This window comes from Magnetospira sp. QH-2, assembly GCF_000968135.1.
Classification (GTDB): domain Bacteria; phylum Pseudomonadota; class Alphaproteobacteria; order Rhodospirillales; family Magnetospiraceae; genus Magnetospira.
The window spans coordinates 2,607,489-2,622,609 of sequence record NZ_FO538765.1 but is presented as its reverse complement, the minus strand read 5'-3'; the positions used below and the strand labels follow the sequence as shown (position 1 = coordinate 2,622,609).

Annotated in this window: 15 protein-coding genes; 7 read left to right on the top strand and 8 right to left on the bottom strand. The window is 59.5% G+C overall.

Annotated features, from left to right (window positions below; translation table 11 throughout):
• Positions 1-108 precede the first annotated feature (108 nt).
• The 3 genes from MGMAQ_RS12330 to mltG are packed head-to-tail and all read left to right on the top strand — an operon-like array spanning position 109 to position 2,636.
• Positions 109-345: an acyl carrier protein gene (locus tag MGMAQ_RS12330; protein WP_046021769.1), complete on the top strand. Its 237-nt coding sequence runs from the start codon at positions 109-111 to the stop codon at positions 343-345.
• A 32-nt stretch (positions 346-377) separates the two neighbouring features.
• The gene (gene fabF, locus MGMAQ_RS12325; protein ID WP_046021768.1) at positions 378-1,637 is read left to right on the top strand and encodes a beta-ketoacyl-ACP synthase II; all 1,260 of its coding nucleotides are present in this window, start codon (positions 378-380) and stop codon (positions 1,635-1,637) included.
• 18 nt (positions 1,638-1,655) lie between these two features.
• Positions 1,656-2,636: an endolytic transglycosylase MltG gene (gene mltG / locus MGMAQ_RS12320; protein ID WP_046021767.1), complete on the top strand. Its 981-nt coding sequence runs from the start codon at positions 1,656-1,658 to the stop codon at positions 2,634-2,636.
• A 253-nt stretch (positions 2,637-2,889) separates the two neighbouring features.
• Here mltG and MGMAQ_RS12315 read toward each other — a convergent pair whose 3' ends face one another.
• On the bottom strand, positions 2,890-3,921 hold the full coding sequence (locus tag MGMAQ_RS12315; RefSeq protein ID WP_046020119.1) for an IS110 family transposase: 1,032 nt from the start codon (positions 3,919-3,921) through the stop codon (positions 2,890-2,892).
• Between the two features lie 395 nt (positions 3,922-4,316).
• Between MGMAQ_RS12315 and MGMAQ_RS12310 the strand changes: the two genes are divergently transcribed.
• Positions 4,317-4,835, top strand: a complete 519-nt coding sequence (locus tag MGMAQ_RS12310; protein ID WP_046021766.1) for a DUF302 domain-containing protein — start codon at positions 4,317-4,319, stop codon at positions 4,833-4,835.
• Positions 4,836-5,006: 171 nt separating this feature from the next.
• Positions 5,007-5,657, top strand: a complete 651-nt coding sequence (locus MGMAQ_RS12305) for a PEP-CTERM sorting domain-containing protein (protein WP_046021765.1) — start codon at positions 5,007-5,009, stop codon at positions 5,655-5,657.
• Positions 5,658-5,776: 119 nt separating this feature from the next.
• Here the strand turns inward: MGMAQ_RS12305 and MGMAQ_RS12300 are convergent, their stop codons facing one another.
• On the bottom strand, positions 5,777-6,544 hold the full coding sequence (locus tag MGMAQ_RS12300; RefSeq protein ID WP_046021764.1) for an SDR family oxidoreductase: 768 nt from the start codon (positions 6,542-6,544) through the stop codon (positions 5,777-5,779).
• Between the two features lie 65 nt (positions 6,545-6,609).
• Between MGMAQ_RS12300 and MGMAQ_RS12295 the strand changes: the two genes are divergently transcribed.
• Both MGMAQ_RS12295 and gmk read left to right on the top strand, forming a co-directional pair.
• Positions 6,610-7,509 carry a YicC/YloC family endoribonuclease gene (locus MGMAQ_RS12295; protein ID WP_371258351.1) on the top strand — a complete coding sequence of 300 codons (900 nt, stop codon included), beginning with the start codon at positions 6,610-6,612 and terminating at the stop codon, positions 7,507-7,509.
• 19 nt (positions 7,510-7,528) lie between these two features.
• Positions 7,529-8,164, top strand: a complete 636-nt coding sequence (gmk, locus tag MGMAQ_RS12290) for a guanylate kinase (RefSeq protein ID WP_148560942.1) — start codon at positions 7,529-7,531, stop codon at positions 8,162-8,164.
• On the opposite strand, the gene MGMAQ_RS12285 is transcribed toward gmk, so the two are convergent.
• The 6 genes from MGMAQ_RS12285 to lptG form a co-directional block, all read right to left on the bottom strand.
• A complete protein-coding gene (locus tag MGMAQ_RS12285; RefSeq protein WP_046021762.1) occupies positions 8,153-8,686 on the bottom strand; it encodes a queuosine precursor transporter in 534 nt (177 codons plus the stop codon). The two genes, gmk and MGMAQ_RS12285, sit on opposite strands and share 12 nt — an antisense overlap.
• Before the next feature lie 50 nt (positions 8,687-8,736).
• Positions 8,737-9,546 carry a 16S rRNA (adenine(1518)-N(6)/adenine(1519)-N(6))-dimethyltransferase RsmA gene (gene rsmA / locus MGMAQ_RS12280; protein WP_046021761.1) on the bottom strand — a complete coding sequence of 270 codons (810 nt, stop codon included), beginning with the start codon at positions 9,544-9,546 and terminating at the stop codon, positions 8,737-8,739.
• The gene (pdxA, locus tag MGMAQ_RS12275) at positions 9,539-10,549 is read right to left on the bottom strand and encodes a 4-hydroxythreonine-4-phosphate dehydrogenase PdxA (RefSeq protein WP_256379957.1); all 1,011 of its coding nucleotides are present in this window, start codon (positions 10,547-10,549) and stop codon (positions 9,539-9,541) included. Before pdxA ends, rsmA begins: the two co-directional genes overlap by 8 nt.
• The gene (locus MGMAQ_RS12270) at positions 10,546-11,820 is read right to left on the bottom strand and encodes a peptidylprolyl isomerase (protein ID WP_158498854.1); all 1,275 of its coding nucleotides are present in this window, start codon (positions 11,818-11,820) and stop codon (positions 10,546-10,548) included. Before MGMAQ_RS12270 ends, pdxA begins: the two co-directional genes overlap by 4 nt.
• 75 nt (positions 11,821-11,895) lie before the next feature.
• Entirely contained in the window at positions 11,896-14,013 is a 2,118-nt protein-coding gene (locus tag MGMAQ_RS12265) for an LPS-assembly protein LptD (RefSeq protein WP_046021759.1), read from the bottom strand.
• 4 nt (positions 14,014-14,017) lie between these two features.
• Positions 14,018-15,121: an LPS export ABC transporter permease LptG gene (gene lptG / locus MGMAQ_RS12260; RefSeq protein ID WP_046021758.1), complete on the bottom strand. Its 1,104-nt coding sequence runs from the start codon at positions 15,119-15,121 to the stop codon at positions 14,018-14,020.

The window sequence follows — 15,121 nt, the reverse complement described above, 5'->3', positions numbered from 1 at the left end:
GTATGGTACCAAACGCCCGGAGCTCCCGGGAAATCGGGGCGATAGGGGGGTATCCCTCGGATACCATTCGTTTTTTTAATCGACCAAGCAAGCCGAAGGAATACGAGCATGAGTGACACTGCCGAGCGCGTGAAGAAGATCGTCATCGAACACCTGGGTGTGGAAGAGGCCAAGGTGACCGATACCGCCAGCTTCATTGACGACCTGGGCGCTGACAGCCTGGACACTGTCGAGCTGGTCATGGCTTTCGAAGAAGAGTTCGGGTGCGAGATCCCCGATGACGCGGCTGAGAAGATTCTCACCGTCAAGGACGCCATTGATTTCATCGACGCCAACGCTTCTTAATTAAAGCATTGGTCAAAACGCCGGGAATTGCCATGAGACGCGTTGTTATTACCGGTCTCGGCCTCGTGACGCCTTTGGGCAGCGGGGTTGAGCATGTCTGGAATCGTCTGCTTGCAGGTGACTCCGGGGCAAATAAGATCGAGAACTTCGATACCTCGGATCTGGCGGCAAAGATCGCTGCCCAGGTACCAACGGAAGAAGGCACTGAGGGCGCGTTTATCGCCTCAGACTGGATCTTGCCAAAAGAGCAACGGCGTATGGATGATTTCATCATCTTTGGGATCGCCGCCGCCATGCAGGCGGTGGAAGATTCCGGCTGGAAGCCCGAAGATGAGGAATCCCTGGAAAAAACCGGCGTTTTGATCGGTTCGGGAATCGGCGGTCTGCCGGAGATTTCCAAGGGGGCCCACACGGTGGAAACCAACCCCCGTCGGGTCAGCCCGTTCTTCATTCCGGCCAGCCTGATCAATCTGGTTTCCGGTCATGTGTCCATCAAGTATGGCTTCAAGGGTCCCAACCACGCCGTGGTGACGGCCTGTTCCACCGGTGCCCATGCCATTGGCGATGCGGCGCGGATTATCATGTGGGAAGATGCCGACGTGATGGTCGCGGGCGGGGCAGAGGCGGCCATCTGTCGTCTGGGCGTGGCCGGGTTTGCTGCAGCCAAGGCTCTATCCACCGGCTTCAATGACGATCCGACCCGTGCCTCGCGGCCCTGGGACAAGGACCGCGACGGCTTCCTCATGGGCGAGGGCGCAGGCATGGTGGTATTGGAAGAATACGAACATGCCAAGGCCCGTGGTGCCAAGATCTACGGCGAAGTGGTCGGCTACGGCATGTCCGGCGATGCCCATCACATCACCGCTCCGGCGGCCGATGGCAATGGCGGCTTCCGCTCCATGCGCGCGGCGCTGAAGCGGGCCGGCCTCAATCCCGAAGACATTGACTACGTCAATGCCCATGGTACCTCGACGCCCCTGGGCGACGAAATCGAACTGGGCGCGGTCAAGCGTCTGTTCGGCGATGCGGCCTATGATCTGACCATGTCCTCCACCAAGTCGGCCATTGGCCACTTGCTCGGTGCGGCGGGCGCGGTAGAGGCTATCTTCTCCACCCTGGCGATCCGCGATCAGGTCGCGCCGCCGACCTTGAATCTGGATAACCCGTCGGAGAGCTGCGATCTGGATCTGGCACCAAAACAGGCCAAACAGCGCCCCATTCGGGCGGCCCTGTCCAACTCCTTCGGATTTGGTGGCACCAACGCGTCGTTGGTCATCAAGGCCGTCGATTAGAATCCGGGGTCGGGCCGCATGGGCCGCCTGATCCTCGTTCTCTTTATCCTGCTGGTCATGGCGGGGGCCGCTTTGGGCGGCCTCTATGCCTGGGGCTATGCCCGCTATGTGGAGCCGGGGCCATTGTCGTCTGATCGGACGGTTCTGGTGCCGCGCGGCGAGGGCGTGGCGGCAATCAGTAAACGGCTGGCCCGCGAAGGCATCATCGCTAATCCGTTGGTTTTCCGAGGTGCGGTCCGGTTGAGCGGTGTCGCCCAGTCCCTGCGAGCCGGAGAATTCCTATTCCCGGCTTCGGTCAGTATCAGGGAAGTGCTGGAAATCCTGCAACAAGGTCGCACCGTGGCGCGACGCTTTACCATCGCCGAGGGCTGGTCCACCGAGCGGATTTTGGATCAGCTTTCCCGCGTCGAGGGACTGGGCGGTCCCATGCCCGGTCTGGTGTCGGAAGGGGAATTGCTGCCCGAGACCTATTATTTCACCTTCGGCGATACCCGCGCCGACGTCGTCGACCGCATGCGCGAGGGCATGGATCAGGCCCTGGCCGAGGCCTGGGAAGGCCGTGCCGAAGGGGTGCCCCTGAAGACTCCGCAAGAGGCGTTGATCCTGGCCTCGATCGTGGAGCGGGAAACCGGCCGGGCGGAGGAGCGCGCCCGGGTGGCGGCAGTGTTCATCAACCGCCTGCGCAAAGGCATGCGGCTGCAATCGGACCCCACGGTATCTTATGGTTTGTCACCGGGCGTGCCCCTGGGACGCTCGCTGACCCGCAAGGACCTGAAGTCCAAGACCGCCTACAACACCTATGTGATCAAGGGATTGCCGCCCGGTCCGATCTGTAACCCGGGCCGGGCGGCCATAGAGGCGGTACTGCATCCGGCGCGCACCACCGATCTGTACTTCGTCGCCGATGGAAGCGGAGGCCACATGTTCGCCCGCACGCTGAAAGAGCATAACCGCAACGTGGCGCGCTGGCGTAAGATCCGTAAGGCGAAGGGGCTCTAACAGGCTACTTCTGTAATCGAGTCATTTGAGTCAAGCTGATTTCCAAGCCGTCGGTTTGAACCTGGGTTATGTGGCGCCCTTTGCTTCTGTCCGCGGTCGACGTCGTCGCCGCATGATGGGGATCAAGGGGGATCGGGTGCAGCAATCTGAAAAGCGTGGTCTTACGCCACTGCAGCCTGCGCGCTGTCATCCGAGCCCCGCGCGTCGCCACGCGTCCTGGCCGCCCTTCAGGCGATCTCGGTTTTCGTTGTGTTTAGATGGCGGTCTCCTCCTTGCGGTACTGGAAGTCCGTGCCGTCGATCCACATGCGATGCATGATTACGGCGAGACGCCGGGCAACGGCTACCTTGGCGCGTTTCATCCCGCGCCTTTTGGCGACCGCGAGCCCCCAGTGTTTGAGCCAGGACCAACGGCGGGTTCGAGTGAGAAGTGCATTGGCGGCCTCGAACAAAAGCCAACGAACCATGGCATCTCCGCACTTGCTGATGGGGCCGCTTCGGTCCTGCTCTCCCGAGGCGTATCTGCGTGGGACAAGCCCGAAGTGGGCGCCGACCATGACCGACTTTTGAAACCGTTCCGGCACGTCGAGTCCTGTCCTGAAAGCGAGGGCGGTAACCGGGCCGACGCCGGGAACGGTCATCAGGCGCCGGCAAACGCTATCATCGCGCGCAGCGGCATGAACCTGCCGGTCGAGCTTGTCGAGTTGTTCGAGCAAGGCTTGGCGCGCAAGCAAGAGCGGCTCGGCGGCTGCGCTGAGGTGCGGGTTATCAGCCGTCAATTCCCGAACCCGCGCCGCGAAAAGGCGTCCGCGCGCCATACCGACCTTGAGGCCGAAAGCTTTCAATGTTCCTCGTACCGTATTGGACAACTGACGGACCTGATGAACCAGGGTCTCCCGATGGGTCAGCACCATCCGGAGCTCCTGACTGCGCGCGGTCTTGACGTGGGTCGCGCGGTACAAACCGGTCCGCATCGCCTGGCTGATCAAGCGGGCGTCGCGACGGTCCGTCTTGACTGGGCTGGCGCTGGCAAAGGCCTTCATTTGCCGGGTCTCGATACAAATCACAGGGAGGCCCCGACTGGACAGTCCTGCGTACAGCCAAGGCGCCAGAGGGCCAGCTTCCAACCCAATTCGCGCAAAGCCACGCCCGCTTTCCTCGAGCCAAGTGGCGACCGCCTCGGGTGTGCTTGACACCTTGCCTTCGCGAATGACGGTTCCCTTTGCATCAATCTCACAGATCGAAATGCTTGCCATCGATACGTCCATTCCAACAAAATACTCCATAGCTGGTCTCCTCTGTTCCATGTCCAGGAATTGACCCGGATACTTGATCAAGACCGAGTGTGGAGACCAGCTGACTGTCTAGGCAATCCCTGACTGCTCGATTACCGCCATCTGAAAAAGTCCGATTTTGAGCCTGTGGCGACACATGCTTCGACAAGCTCAGCATGAGGGCCTTTGAACTTTCAACATGTTAGCCTCACCCTGAGCTTCCTCATCCCGAGCTTGTCGAGGGACGAAGGGCGAGGCGGGCCGTAGGACAACACTTTTTCAGCAGCCTGCTAAACCTCCAATCACCCGCCATCACAGGTACGTGACAGGGACACAGCTGTCGTTGCCGCTGATCACACGCGTGTTAGGCTCGAATCTTCCAATCAACCCGGGAGGCCGAGATCGCCATGCGTATCACTCTTGTAAAACCAGTGCCGAGCTACTTTCGTGTTCTGCCGTTGGGGATTCTAGCCCTGGCCGCAATCCTGTTGGCCGCGTCTCCGGTCCATGCCGAAGGGGACGGGTTGATCGTCAAGCAAAGCCATTTCGGAGTCGGTAAAACCCTGGATCGGCTGGGCATGGCCTTGCAACGAAACGGCATCACCATTTTTGCCCGCATCAACCATGCCGCGGGGGCCCGCTCGGTGGGCATGGAGTTGGCCCCGGTTTCGGTGCTTATTTTCGGCACGCCCAAGATGGGTACGCCCTTGATGCAGTCCAACCCGGCCATAGGTCTCGATCTACCGCTCAAGGCGTTGGCCTGGCAGGCAGCGGATGGCACGACCAGTCTGGCCTATACCGATCCGGCCTGGCTGGCCAAACGCTACAGCATTGCCAACCGGGACCCAGTGTTCATGAAGATGACCGGCGCCCTCAACAAGTTCACCAACATGGCGACCCAGCGTGGCGGGCTCCCTATGCAGTGATTCAAACCGGTCGGGTGTAAAAAAAACCGAGAAAGAGTGTCGGGATATTTTACGGTTTTCGAGGCCGTTGGAGCGGCATCTGTGGCTAGTTTATTTAAAATAAACATGTAACGAATTTGGCGCGATTATTGCGGGAGGCTTTCCTAGGCATGTGTGTAGGGAGATATCACAATGAACCGTATTCTTTTTTCCACCTTAGCGGCTGGCGCCTTCGCGGCGACATCGCTGTTCAGTTCGGCTCAAGCGGTGACTCTGGGAAGTGAGATCATCTTGGGTAACAATGGTAACGTCACGATCGAGGAACGCTTCGAGCCATTCATTATTTCTGAGGACTCATTTGATGGCCTTCGGGTCGAAGAAGGGGTGGGTGAGTACATCGTGACCAATCATGGGGATGCGGGTATCGCCGGTTTCGCGATCAGCAATGATTCCTGGGGCCTTCCGTGGGTTGAGTATCTCGACGAAGGCCAGGGTTGGTGGAATGCCACGATGACCAACGCCGAAACCTGGGACTCTGATACCATTTACTTTGCCGACGAGAGCTCGATCAGCCTGTCCTCGCTGGGCAGTTGGGAGCAGTTGTTCCCCGATGAGTTCGCCGGGTATGTCTTTTGGAATTATGGCATGGAAGATCCCATCGCATCGGGGGAAACCCGAGGCGGATTCTTCTTTGGCGGATTGCCGTTCTCCGACTTCGTTGCCTTTGATAGTAGTGGCATGGTGATTGATCAAAGCAGCCAAATCCCGGAGCCGGCTTCCTTGGCGCTGCTCGGTATCGGCCTTGTCGGACTGGGCTATGCCCGTCGCCGCCGCGTGGCCTGATCGGCTCTCGACAGGAACCTGTCGGAATTTCTTACAATGACGGCGACCCTCCGGGGCCGCCGTTTTTTTGTCCACAATAGGGGCCGATAGCCGGTTCTTCCCAGGTCTTCGTGGGGAATTCACTTGCGTGGCAGCTTGCTCGTGAGGGCGTGGCGCAGGCTGTCAGGCAGAATCATCATCAGCCAGGCCATCGTCGCGGTTGGCCAGGGAAAGGCGATTCGGCCCTTGTTTCGGTAAAGGCCACGACGAATGATCTTCGCCGCCTTGTCCGCGCGCATGAAAAAGGGCATGGGGAAACTGTTCTGCTGGGTGATGCGGCTGTCCACCCAGCCCGGATTGATGACCGAGACCCGGATGCCCTCATCGGCCAGTTCCCCGCGCAGCGCCTCTCCCCAGACCTTCACCGCCGCCTTGGACGCGCAATAGGCCGCCGCCCCAGGCATGCCCAGGTAGCCGGCCAGCGAGGCCATGAGGGCGATCTGACCTCGCCCCCGATCCCGCATGGGGCCAAGGGCCGGAAACACGGTATTAAAGACACCATCGGTGTTGGTGGCCATGACGCGGCGCAGGGCCTTTTCTTCCTCCGCCAGCGGGTCGAGGCTGGCGGAGGCGATACCGGCGTTGGCAATGACCAGATCGAGAGGCCGTTGCGCGTCGCACTGATCGACCCAGACCGCCATGGCTTCCCGTTCGGCCACGTCTATCACCTGACCGGTGGCTTCAGCCCCCTTGGCCCGGCAAGCATCGACGACGGCTTGCAGTCGATTGGCATCGCGTCCCGACAGAAACAACCGCAAGCCAGGGGCGGCGTATTCCAAAGCCAGGGCCTCGCCGATGCCGCTAGAGGCACCGGTGATGAGAATAGCGCGAGGAGTATCACTTTTCATGGGTCTGCCGCCTTGTTGCCGACTGGTCTCAAGGCTATAAACGGTTTTCACGATGACGCAAGGGGATGCCTGTGACCGTTACATCCATGACCGGATTTGCCCGTGCCCAGGGCCAGAACGACAGCCAGACCTGGACCTGGGAAGCCAAGAGCGTCAACAGCAAGGGCCTGGATGTGCGCATGAAGCTGGCCCCCGGATTCGAGGGATTGGAACCGGCGGTGCGCAAGGCCGTCGGCGGAGGCTTGCGGCGTGGCAACATCTATTTGATGTTGGAGGTGCGGCGCGGTGGCGATTCTGGCGGTGTGCGCGTCAACATGGCGGTGCTCGAGCGCATGCTGGAAGCCGCCGAGCAACTCCGCCAGAAAGTGCCGGATCTGGCACCGCCCACGGTGGACGGGTTGCTGGGACTGCGCGGCGTGATGGATATGGAAGAAGAAACCGTCCCCGACGAGGCGGCGCGCGCGGCGACCGAGCGGGCCATTCTTGAAACCCTCGATCAAGCCCTGAAGGCCCTGGCCGCCATGCGGGCGGAAGAGGGCAGCCATCTGCACCAGAACCTCACCGACCACTTGGCCGTTATCGCCGATCTTTGTGGCCGCGCCGAAAGCCTGGCCGCCACCCAACCCGATGCCATCAAGGCGCGGTTGGCCGAGCAGGTTCAGGATCTGATGGACACGGTCCCCGCGCTGCCCGAGGAACGCCTGGCCCAGGAAGCGGCGCTGTTAATGACCAAGGCCGATATTCGCGAGGAATTGGACCGGCTGAAAGCCCATATAGCGGCCACGCGTGCCTTGTTGGCCTCCGGCGAACCGGTGGGCCGCAAGTTGGATTTCCTTTGTCAGGAATTCAACAGGGAAGCCAACACGCTTTGTTCCAAGTCCATCGATACGGACCTGACCCAGGTGGGTCTGGACCTCAAGGCGGTGGTGGAGCAGTTTCGCGAGCAGGTACAGAACGTCGAGTAGGATGCAAGGAACCCGGGACATGATCAATATGACCGAAAAACACCGTCGCGGCCTGATGCTGGTCTTGTCCTCGCCGTCCGGGGCCGGGAAATCGACCATCTCGCGACAGCTCCTGGACGACGATCCCGATCTGATCATGTCCGTTTCCGTGACCACGCGGGCCCCGCGTCCGGGAGAGCAAGACGGGATCGACTATCACTTCATCACGGAAGAAACCTATCACCAGATGGTCGCGGCCAACGGCCTGCTGGAACATGCGCAGGTGTTTGATAATTTCTATGGTACGCCGCGCGATTTGGTGGAAAAGGAATTGAACGCCGCCCGGGACGTGCTGTTCGACGTGGACTGGCAGGGTACCCAGCAACTGGGCGAAAACGCGCGCGATGATCTGGTGACCATCTTCATTCTGCCACCCTCCCATGATGAATTGGCGGTGCGACTGCGCAAGCGGGCCCAGGATGCCGAGGACGTTATCGCCAAACGCATGGCCAAGGCGGCTGATGAGATGAGCCACTGGAACGAATACGATTACATCGTGGTGAATGATGATCTGGAAAAGGCCGTGGCCGAGGTCAAGGCGATCCTGGCCGCCGAGCGTCTGCGCAAGAAGCGTCAGGTGGGCTTGTCCGCTTTTGTTGCGGAGCTATGCCGATAGGGCGGGGCTCTGCTGCTTGCGCCACCATGTGTAGGCGATCCGAAACGGGATCAGCATGAACAGCGCCACGGCCATTTTGACCGCGAAATCACCAATGGCCCAAGTAATCCAGGGCAGCCCGGTGGCGGCAAAGGCAATGGAAAAGAACAGTACCGTATCGACCACCGAACCCAGCGACGAGGAGGCCAGGGGCGGCAGCCACCAGGTCTTGTTCCGCAGCCGGTCGAATACCATCACATCGAGCAACTGAGCCACCAGGAAGGCCGTGCCCGATGCCAGGGCAATGCGCGGCGTGGCCAGCCAGAACGACAACAGCACCGCAAACAGAAAGCCGACAATCACCACCCGGCGGGCCATGGCCGGGCCTTGCAGGCGGTTGGTCAGGTCTGTGATCAGGAAGGCCACCGGATAGGTCAAGGCGCCCCAGGTCAGCCAGTCATTGATGGCATGCTGAACCAGAATGTTCGAGGCGGTGACGATGACCGCCATGGCGACGGTCAAGGCGATGAATAACCTATCCATTAGTATAGCTCTCCTTCTCGCCCCTACTATCCGGGAGCCCAGGGAATCTGTCAAGAATACTCAATGGCTCGGGCCAGGGTGCAAAAGGCTTCCACCGGCAGTTCCTCGGCCCGCGCCGTGGGTGTGATGCCCAAGGCTTCCAGGTCCAGGTTCAAGGGTTTGAGGCTGGCCCGCAGCATTTTACGCCGTTGCCCGAAAGCCGCCGCCGTAACCTTTTCCAAACATTCCCAGTTTGCAGGGGCCAGGGGGGCGGGGCGCGGTGTCAGAGTGACAACCGTCGACATGATCTTGGGCGGTGGGGTAAAGGCGGCCTTGTCCACGTTGAATTCACGCTGCACGTCACACAGCCATTGGGTGATCACTGCCAATCGGCCATAGGCCTTGGTGCCCGGTTCGGCCAAAAGGCGGTCGGCCACCTCTTTTTGGAACATCAAGGTAAAGCTGTCGAATGCCGCTACCTGCCTGAGCCAGCCCAGCAGCAGCGGGGTCGCCACGTTATAGGGCAGGTTGGCAACGATCCGTCTCGGGGCCGGGCAAAGGGTTGTCACATCTACTTTGAGCGCATCGCCCTGGTGCAAGGTGAGTTGGCCTGGGTAGGCCTCGCCCAGTTCGCTTAGGGCCCCGATGCAGCGCTCGTCCATCTCGATGGCTTGGACGAAAGCCCCAGCGGCCAGCAGGGCACGAGTCAATCCCCCCGGTCCCGGCCCAATCTCGATGACGTTCATGCCTGGCGTCACGCCCGCCGCTCGGGCGATGCGGCCGGTCAAATTGAGATCAAGCAAGAAATTCTGACCCAGGGACTTGCGGGCCCGCAGACCATGCCGGGCAATCACATCGCGCAGGGGGGGCAGATCAGGCACTGCGCCGGTGCTCCGCCATCACCCCAGCCATGTGCAAGGCAGCCAGCAGGCTGGTTTCATGGGCTTGACCGGTCCCCGCCAGATCCAGCGCCGTACCATGATCCGGCGAGGTGCGGACAAAGGGCAGGCCGAGGGTGACATTGACCCCGCCATCGAAATCAATGGTCTTGATGGGGATCAGCGCCTGATCATGATACATGCAGATGGCCGCGTCATAGGTTGCTCTGGCTCGGGCATGGAACAAGGTGTCGGCAGACAGCGGCCCCCGGGCGTCAATCCCCGCTGCCCGCAAAGCGGCTACCGCCGGGCCGATGATGGCGGCATCCTCGTGTCCCATGGAGCCATCTTCCCCCGCGTGGGGATTAAGCCCGGCCACGGCCAGACGGGGGGCCTCGATCCCGAAATTCCGCCTCAGCGCTTGATGGGTGGTTGTCGCGGTCTCGATGATGGCCTCGGTGCTTAGGTCCTGGGTCGCATCAGCCAGGCTGACATGAATGGTGACCGGCACCACCCTTAACTCGGAACAGGCCAGCATCATCACCGGGCGATTGTCGGTATTGGCCAAATGAGCCAGGAATTCCGTATGGCCGGGGAACTGAAATCCCACTTGGTGCAGGGCATGTTTGTGAATGGGATTGGTGACCACGGCGCCCGCGCGGCCCGCCAAGGTCATTTTGACGGCCTGTTCAATGGCGGTGATCACGGCTTGGCCATTGTCAGGGTTCAACTCTCCGGGAATCACCGGCGCAGGAAGAGGATGATCAAGAACCGGCAGGGCTCGCGTGAAGACATGGGGGGCTTGCAGCGGATCGGAGATGGCTTCCACAGGCGTTGCAATGTTCAACATTGCGGCCAGCTTGGCCACTCGCTCACGGTCATCGATCAGAAAGAAGGAGGGAATGCCCAGATCGCCCGCCCGCAGCCAAGCCTTCAAGGTGACTTCTGCTCCGACTCCGGCTGGCTCGCCCATGGTCAAGGCCAGGGGGAGTGGCTGAGAGGTCACAGCCGGATATCCACCAGGGCATCACGGCGAAGGTCGCGCATCAGACGCTGTGCCGCTTTGTCGGCGCGCTTATTGAGCAGCATGTTCTTGACCCGGTCCCGGGCCATGGCCTCCGATGTGCCACCTGACCTTGAGCAGACCATGAGGACGACCATGCCCTGTTCGGTGCGTACCGGTGGGCTGGGGGTCAGATCGGGCAATTTGGCCAGAACTTGTTGGAAGCGCGCCGGCAGTTTGGTGATCTCCAATGTACCGAGACTGCCGGACATTGTGGTTCCCAGATCTTTTCCGATCCGATCCAGATCAGCACAGGACTTGGCATCCTTAGTCGTTTCGGTCAACCGGCGCGATGCTTCGGCAACGGCCACATTGGTGGCGATGCGTGTCAGGGGCAGAAAGGTCTGCTGAAGGTTCACCTTCAACGGCTCTCCAGCAAGCAATCCCGCACTTTGCCGCCTCTTGCGCAGCAGCAGAATATGGAACCCCGACAAAGTCCGAACCGGACCGGCGATCTGCCCCGGTTCCATCTTGTTCAAAGCGGCCTCTAATTCAGGATCCAATTGTCCTTCGATAACCCATCCCAAACTACCGCCCGAAGAAGCGGAAGCTGATTTGGAAAAACTCTTTGCCAAAGCCGGAAAATCGGCACCAGCTTTGATCTGTTTGAGCAGTCTGGCGACAATCTCGCGAACCTTCTGCTCTTCTCGTGGATTGTCCACGGGGAGGAAGATTTCCGCTGCCAGGTGTTCCGGTTTTCCTTTGTTGGCCTTGATCCGCGCCATGGCTTCGTTGATTTCGTCATCCCCAACGCGGAACTTCTTGCGGAGCCGGATGCGCCGCACTTTGGACCATGACATGGTCGCCTTCAGTTGTTGCTCCAGCGCGTTTTCATCGACCCCTCTCGCGGCCAAGAATTTACCCAAGGTCCCCGGGGCGAGCTTGTTTTGCTTTTCGAGGTCCGCTTTCGCGCGCTTTAAGTCCGAGGCGGTGGCTTCGACGCCCAATCGCTTGGCTTCCTGGATTTGAAGCTTTTCGTCGATCAAGCCGCGCAGAACTTGAGGGATGAGTCGTTGTTGCGTCTGGGGCGTATTGGGCAGATCCGATGAAGAAATAACGATCTGCAAGCGGGCCCAAACGTCATAGACCGAAATGACTTCGTCATTGATAACGGCGGCGATCCCCTGCACGGATTGTTGCGCGCGAGCGTGGGGCGCCACGATCAAGGTGACAAGGACGAGAGCAAGGATCCCAATACGCGTCAAGAGCATCATAATTTCCGATTTCGACCAACCCCAGTTTTCAAGCAAGAGCATAGTCCGCTGGCGAGACAGGGGCAACGGCGGGAATTAGTAGGCCTGCGCTTCGGCCGAGCCCAGGGTCTTGAAGTTGAACCGAAGCATAATCGTATCAGCCGGTTGAATGTCGCGATCTTGAATGACGGTTTTTAGGTATTCAATACCGAAAACCAGGCATTCGTCTTCATAGGTCAGATTGGCTTGGAAGGATCGGAGGTCGTTGTCATTGACCAGGTCATGATTGGCGGTCATGCCCATGCTCCAGAAACGAGACATCTGAGAGGAAAAGCCGGTTTGCAGTTGCTCGCGGGTGGCAAATTGCTGGTTGGAGTGAGCCTCGAAGAATTGGTATGAAACCGTAGCCTGGAAAGCCGGGATTCCCGCCGAGATATCCATCTCATTCCTGGTTGGAGAAAGGGTATCTTTATCGAAGCGGGTGCGGTACTTCAGCTCCAGATAGTCCTCGCGGCTGAGACGAAGACTTGCGACAATATCGGAGAAATTGTCTTCCAGACCCGAATTGGATGCAAAGGCCGAATCGGCGTGAGGTCGGTATGACTGACCGATGATCGCCGTTGCTTGTCCGGTGGTCGGCGCGAAAATGCCCCATCGCAGACCGTAGTTGAACCGCGCGCCACCTTCCACCCGGTCCAGTCCGTTGAAACGGTTGAAACTGAACAGGTTCGTCTCGTCGAATTCAATATCGACGCTATCTTCGTTGGGGATTTCATCGGGATTGCCGCCATAGGGGCTTATCGCCACGGATCCAATCGGTTCGATCATCTGGTGGACTCTGCGCCCCTGGCGCACGAATGGCATACGCCAATCCATGGCTATTTGCGGTACGACCCGTCCCGCCACGCCCGTGTAGCTGTCTTGTTGTCCGGGGATATCGTGGTTGGTGACATAGTATCCATCGCCTCGCAGAGATGCGGAAAGGGTATAGCGATCCCCCAGCGGGCCCGTGTAAGGCAACTGCCATCCGCCCTGTAACGAAGCGCGATGCGTATCGCGCCCATCGGTCCGGAATAGCGTGAGGTAGGACGCATCCAAACTTGTCCGACCTCCGAACCGATCGGCTTCTCCAATATGGTTATATTCCAGAAGGGGCAGGACATAAGGCGAGGTGCCAGGGTCGTCATCCGCGCCCAATTGTTGGAAGGCAAAGGCCTCAGCCGAGGCCCGGTTGCGTTTGCGATAACCTTCTACATAGGCCCGGGTGGTTAGAGTTTGTTTGCTGTTGAAACCATAGCGCCGCAGGTAGGTTTCGCCGCTCGCCCGTTCCACGTCCAATCCGGCTCTCCAGGTGGAATCCAGGTCGAAACGCATTTCGCTGTCCACATGTCCCAGCCATTCATCCTTCGAATTGCGCGTGATACTGGCCTCCATGTCCCAGGCTCCATCCTCAAAACGCTGCCGGTACTGGCCCGAGAGGATGCCGCCCTCGTTGGTGGTCAATATTGGTTCGATGGTCATGTCCGCCGTATCGGAGATCGCCCAGAAGTAAGGGATGTGGGCAATGAACCCAAGATCGGACGAACTGCCAATTGTCGGAATCAAGAAGCCGCTTTGGCGCTTCACGGTTGGATCAGGGTGAGACAGGTAAGGCGTATAGGCCACCGGAATGCCAGCCACTTCCAGCCATACATTCTCATAGCTGATGGTTCGGGCATCCTTGTCATGGCTGGCGGTGTCGGCCTTGACTTGCCACAGCGGGTCTTTGGTCGGATCCTCTTTGCAGATCTCGCATGGCGAATAGACAGCGCGCTTGAATTCCATAATCCGCCCGTCTGTTCGTCGACCGCCATTGGCCGCGAGCCGGGCACCATCTTGCAAGATGATCCTCAGGTCTTCGATGATGCCATTTTTGAGATCACCCGACAATTTGACATGGCGGGCAAAGAGCACTTCTCCCGTTGGTTCGTGCATGACCACGCGTCCCGTGGCGGTGACGATATCGTCCTTTTGATTGTAGGACAGAACATCGGTGAGCAGCGTTCTGTCCTCATATACAACTTCCACGTTGCCGCGTGCGGTGATGGTATGCAAATCCCGGTCATGGACCACCTCGTCGGCCGTGAACACAGCGGATTCGCGTTCCTGCGACCGAGTGTCGGTCGGCAGCCAGGCAAGCACGGCAAGCAATGCGGTAAAGGCGACCTTTTTCATGGCGCTAACCATCTTCCAGATGCAGAAGCATGGCAAGCCCCAACAAGGTGGTGACCCCCGACGGGGTCCAGGCCGCGAGGACCGCGGGGATGCGATCCGATAGACCAAGGGCGAACACCACATCGGTAAATACGTAGACGGTAAACCCGGACAACACCCCGCCCACGACGATTCTCGTGGCGCCGCCGCGCCGATTGGACAATCGGAGAGTGAACATGGCGGCAATCAGCACCATCGCACAAAGCAGCAGCGGGGCGGCCAGCAGGGCATGCAGGTGCAATCGGTGCCGCAGGGCGGAAAAGCCGGAGGCTTCCAAAGTATCAATGAACTTGGGCAGTTCCCAAAAAGACATGGTTTCCGGCGGCGCGAAGCTATCTTGGATGCGATTCAGGGTCAGGTCGGTAGCGAACAAGAGTTCTTCGGCATGTTGAGGGGGGTGTTCCGGCAGGTAGCTCCAGACGTCATAGAGATGCCAGAACCCGTCTTCGAGTGTCGCCCTGTCGGCTTCGATCCGATTGCCGAACTGATCCGTATCCCGGTAGACGATGATGCTCACGTCTTGCAATTCAACGGATGTCTGGGCCTGGTGGACGCGCACCGCATGCACCACCGATTGGCCCTGTTCATTGGCCTGTCTCAGCCAGAGCCCGGTCTTGGAAATGGCGAGCGCGCTCTGTTGTCCCTTGAGTACCGCCGTTTCGATCTGAACGAAGCGGGCCAGGGTCATGGACGAAACCGGGTTGAAGACGGTGACCTGTAAAACGCCGAGCAAGGCGGCCATACCCAAAACCGGAAACAAGAACTGCCAGGCCGAAACACCGGAGGAGCGGGCAATGACCAATTCATGATTTCGGGTTAAACGCCAAAACGCCATCATACCGCCAAGCAAAACGGCAAAGGGGAGTGCCTCTTGGCCCATATGGGGCAGTTTCAGAAAAGCCATTTCCAAGATAAGCGTGAAAGAAATATTGGGCTTGGAAGCCGCGCGCCGCAGCAACTCGATCATGTCAAAGACGAAAATCAGTGCCAGGAAAGAGAAGTACAGCCCCATCACCGACATCAAGAACCGGCGACCGATATAAAAGGAGAGGGTGGATGATACCCGCAT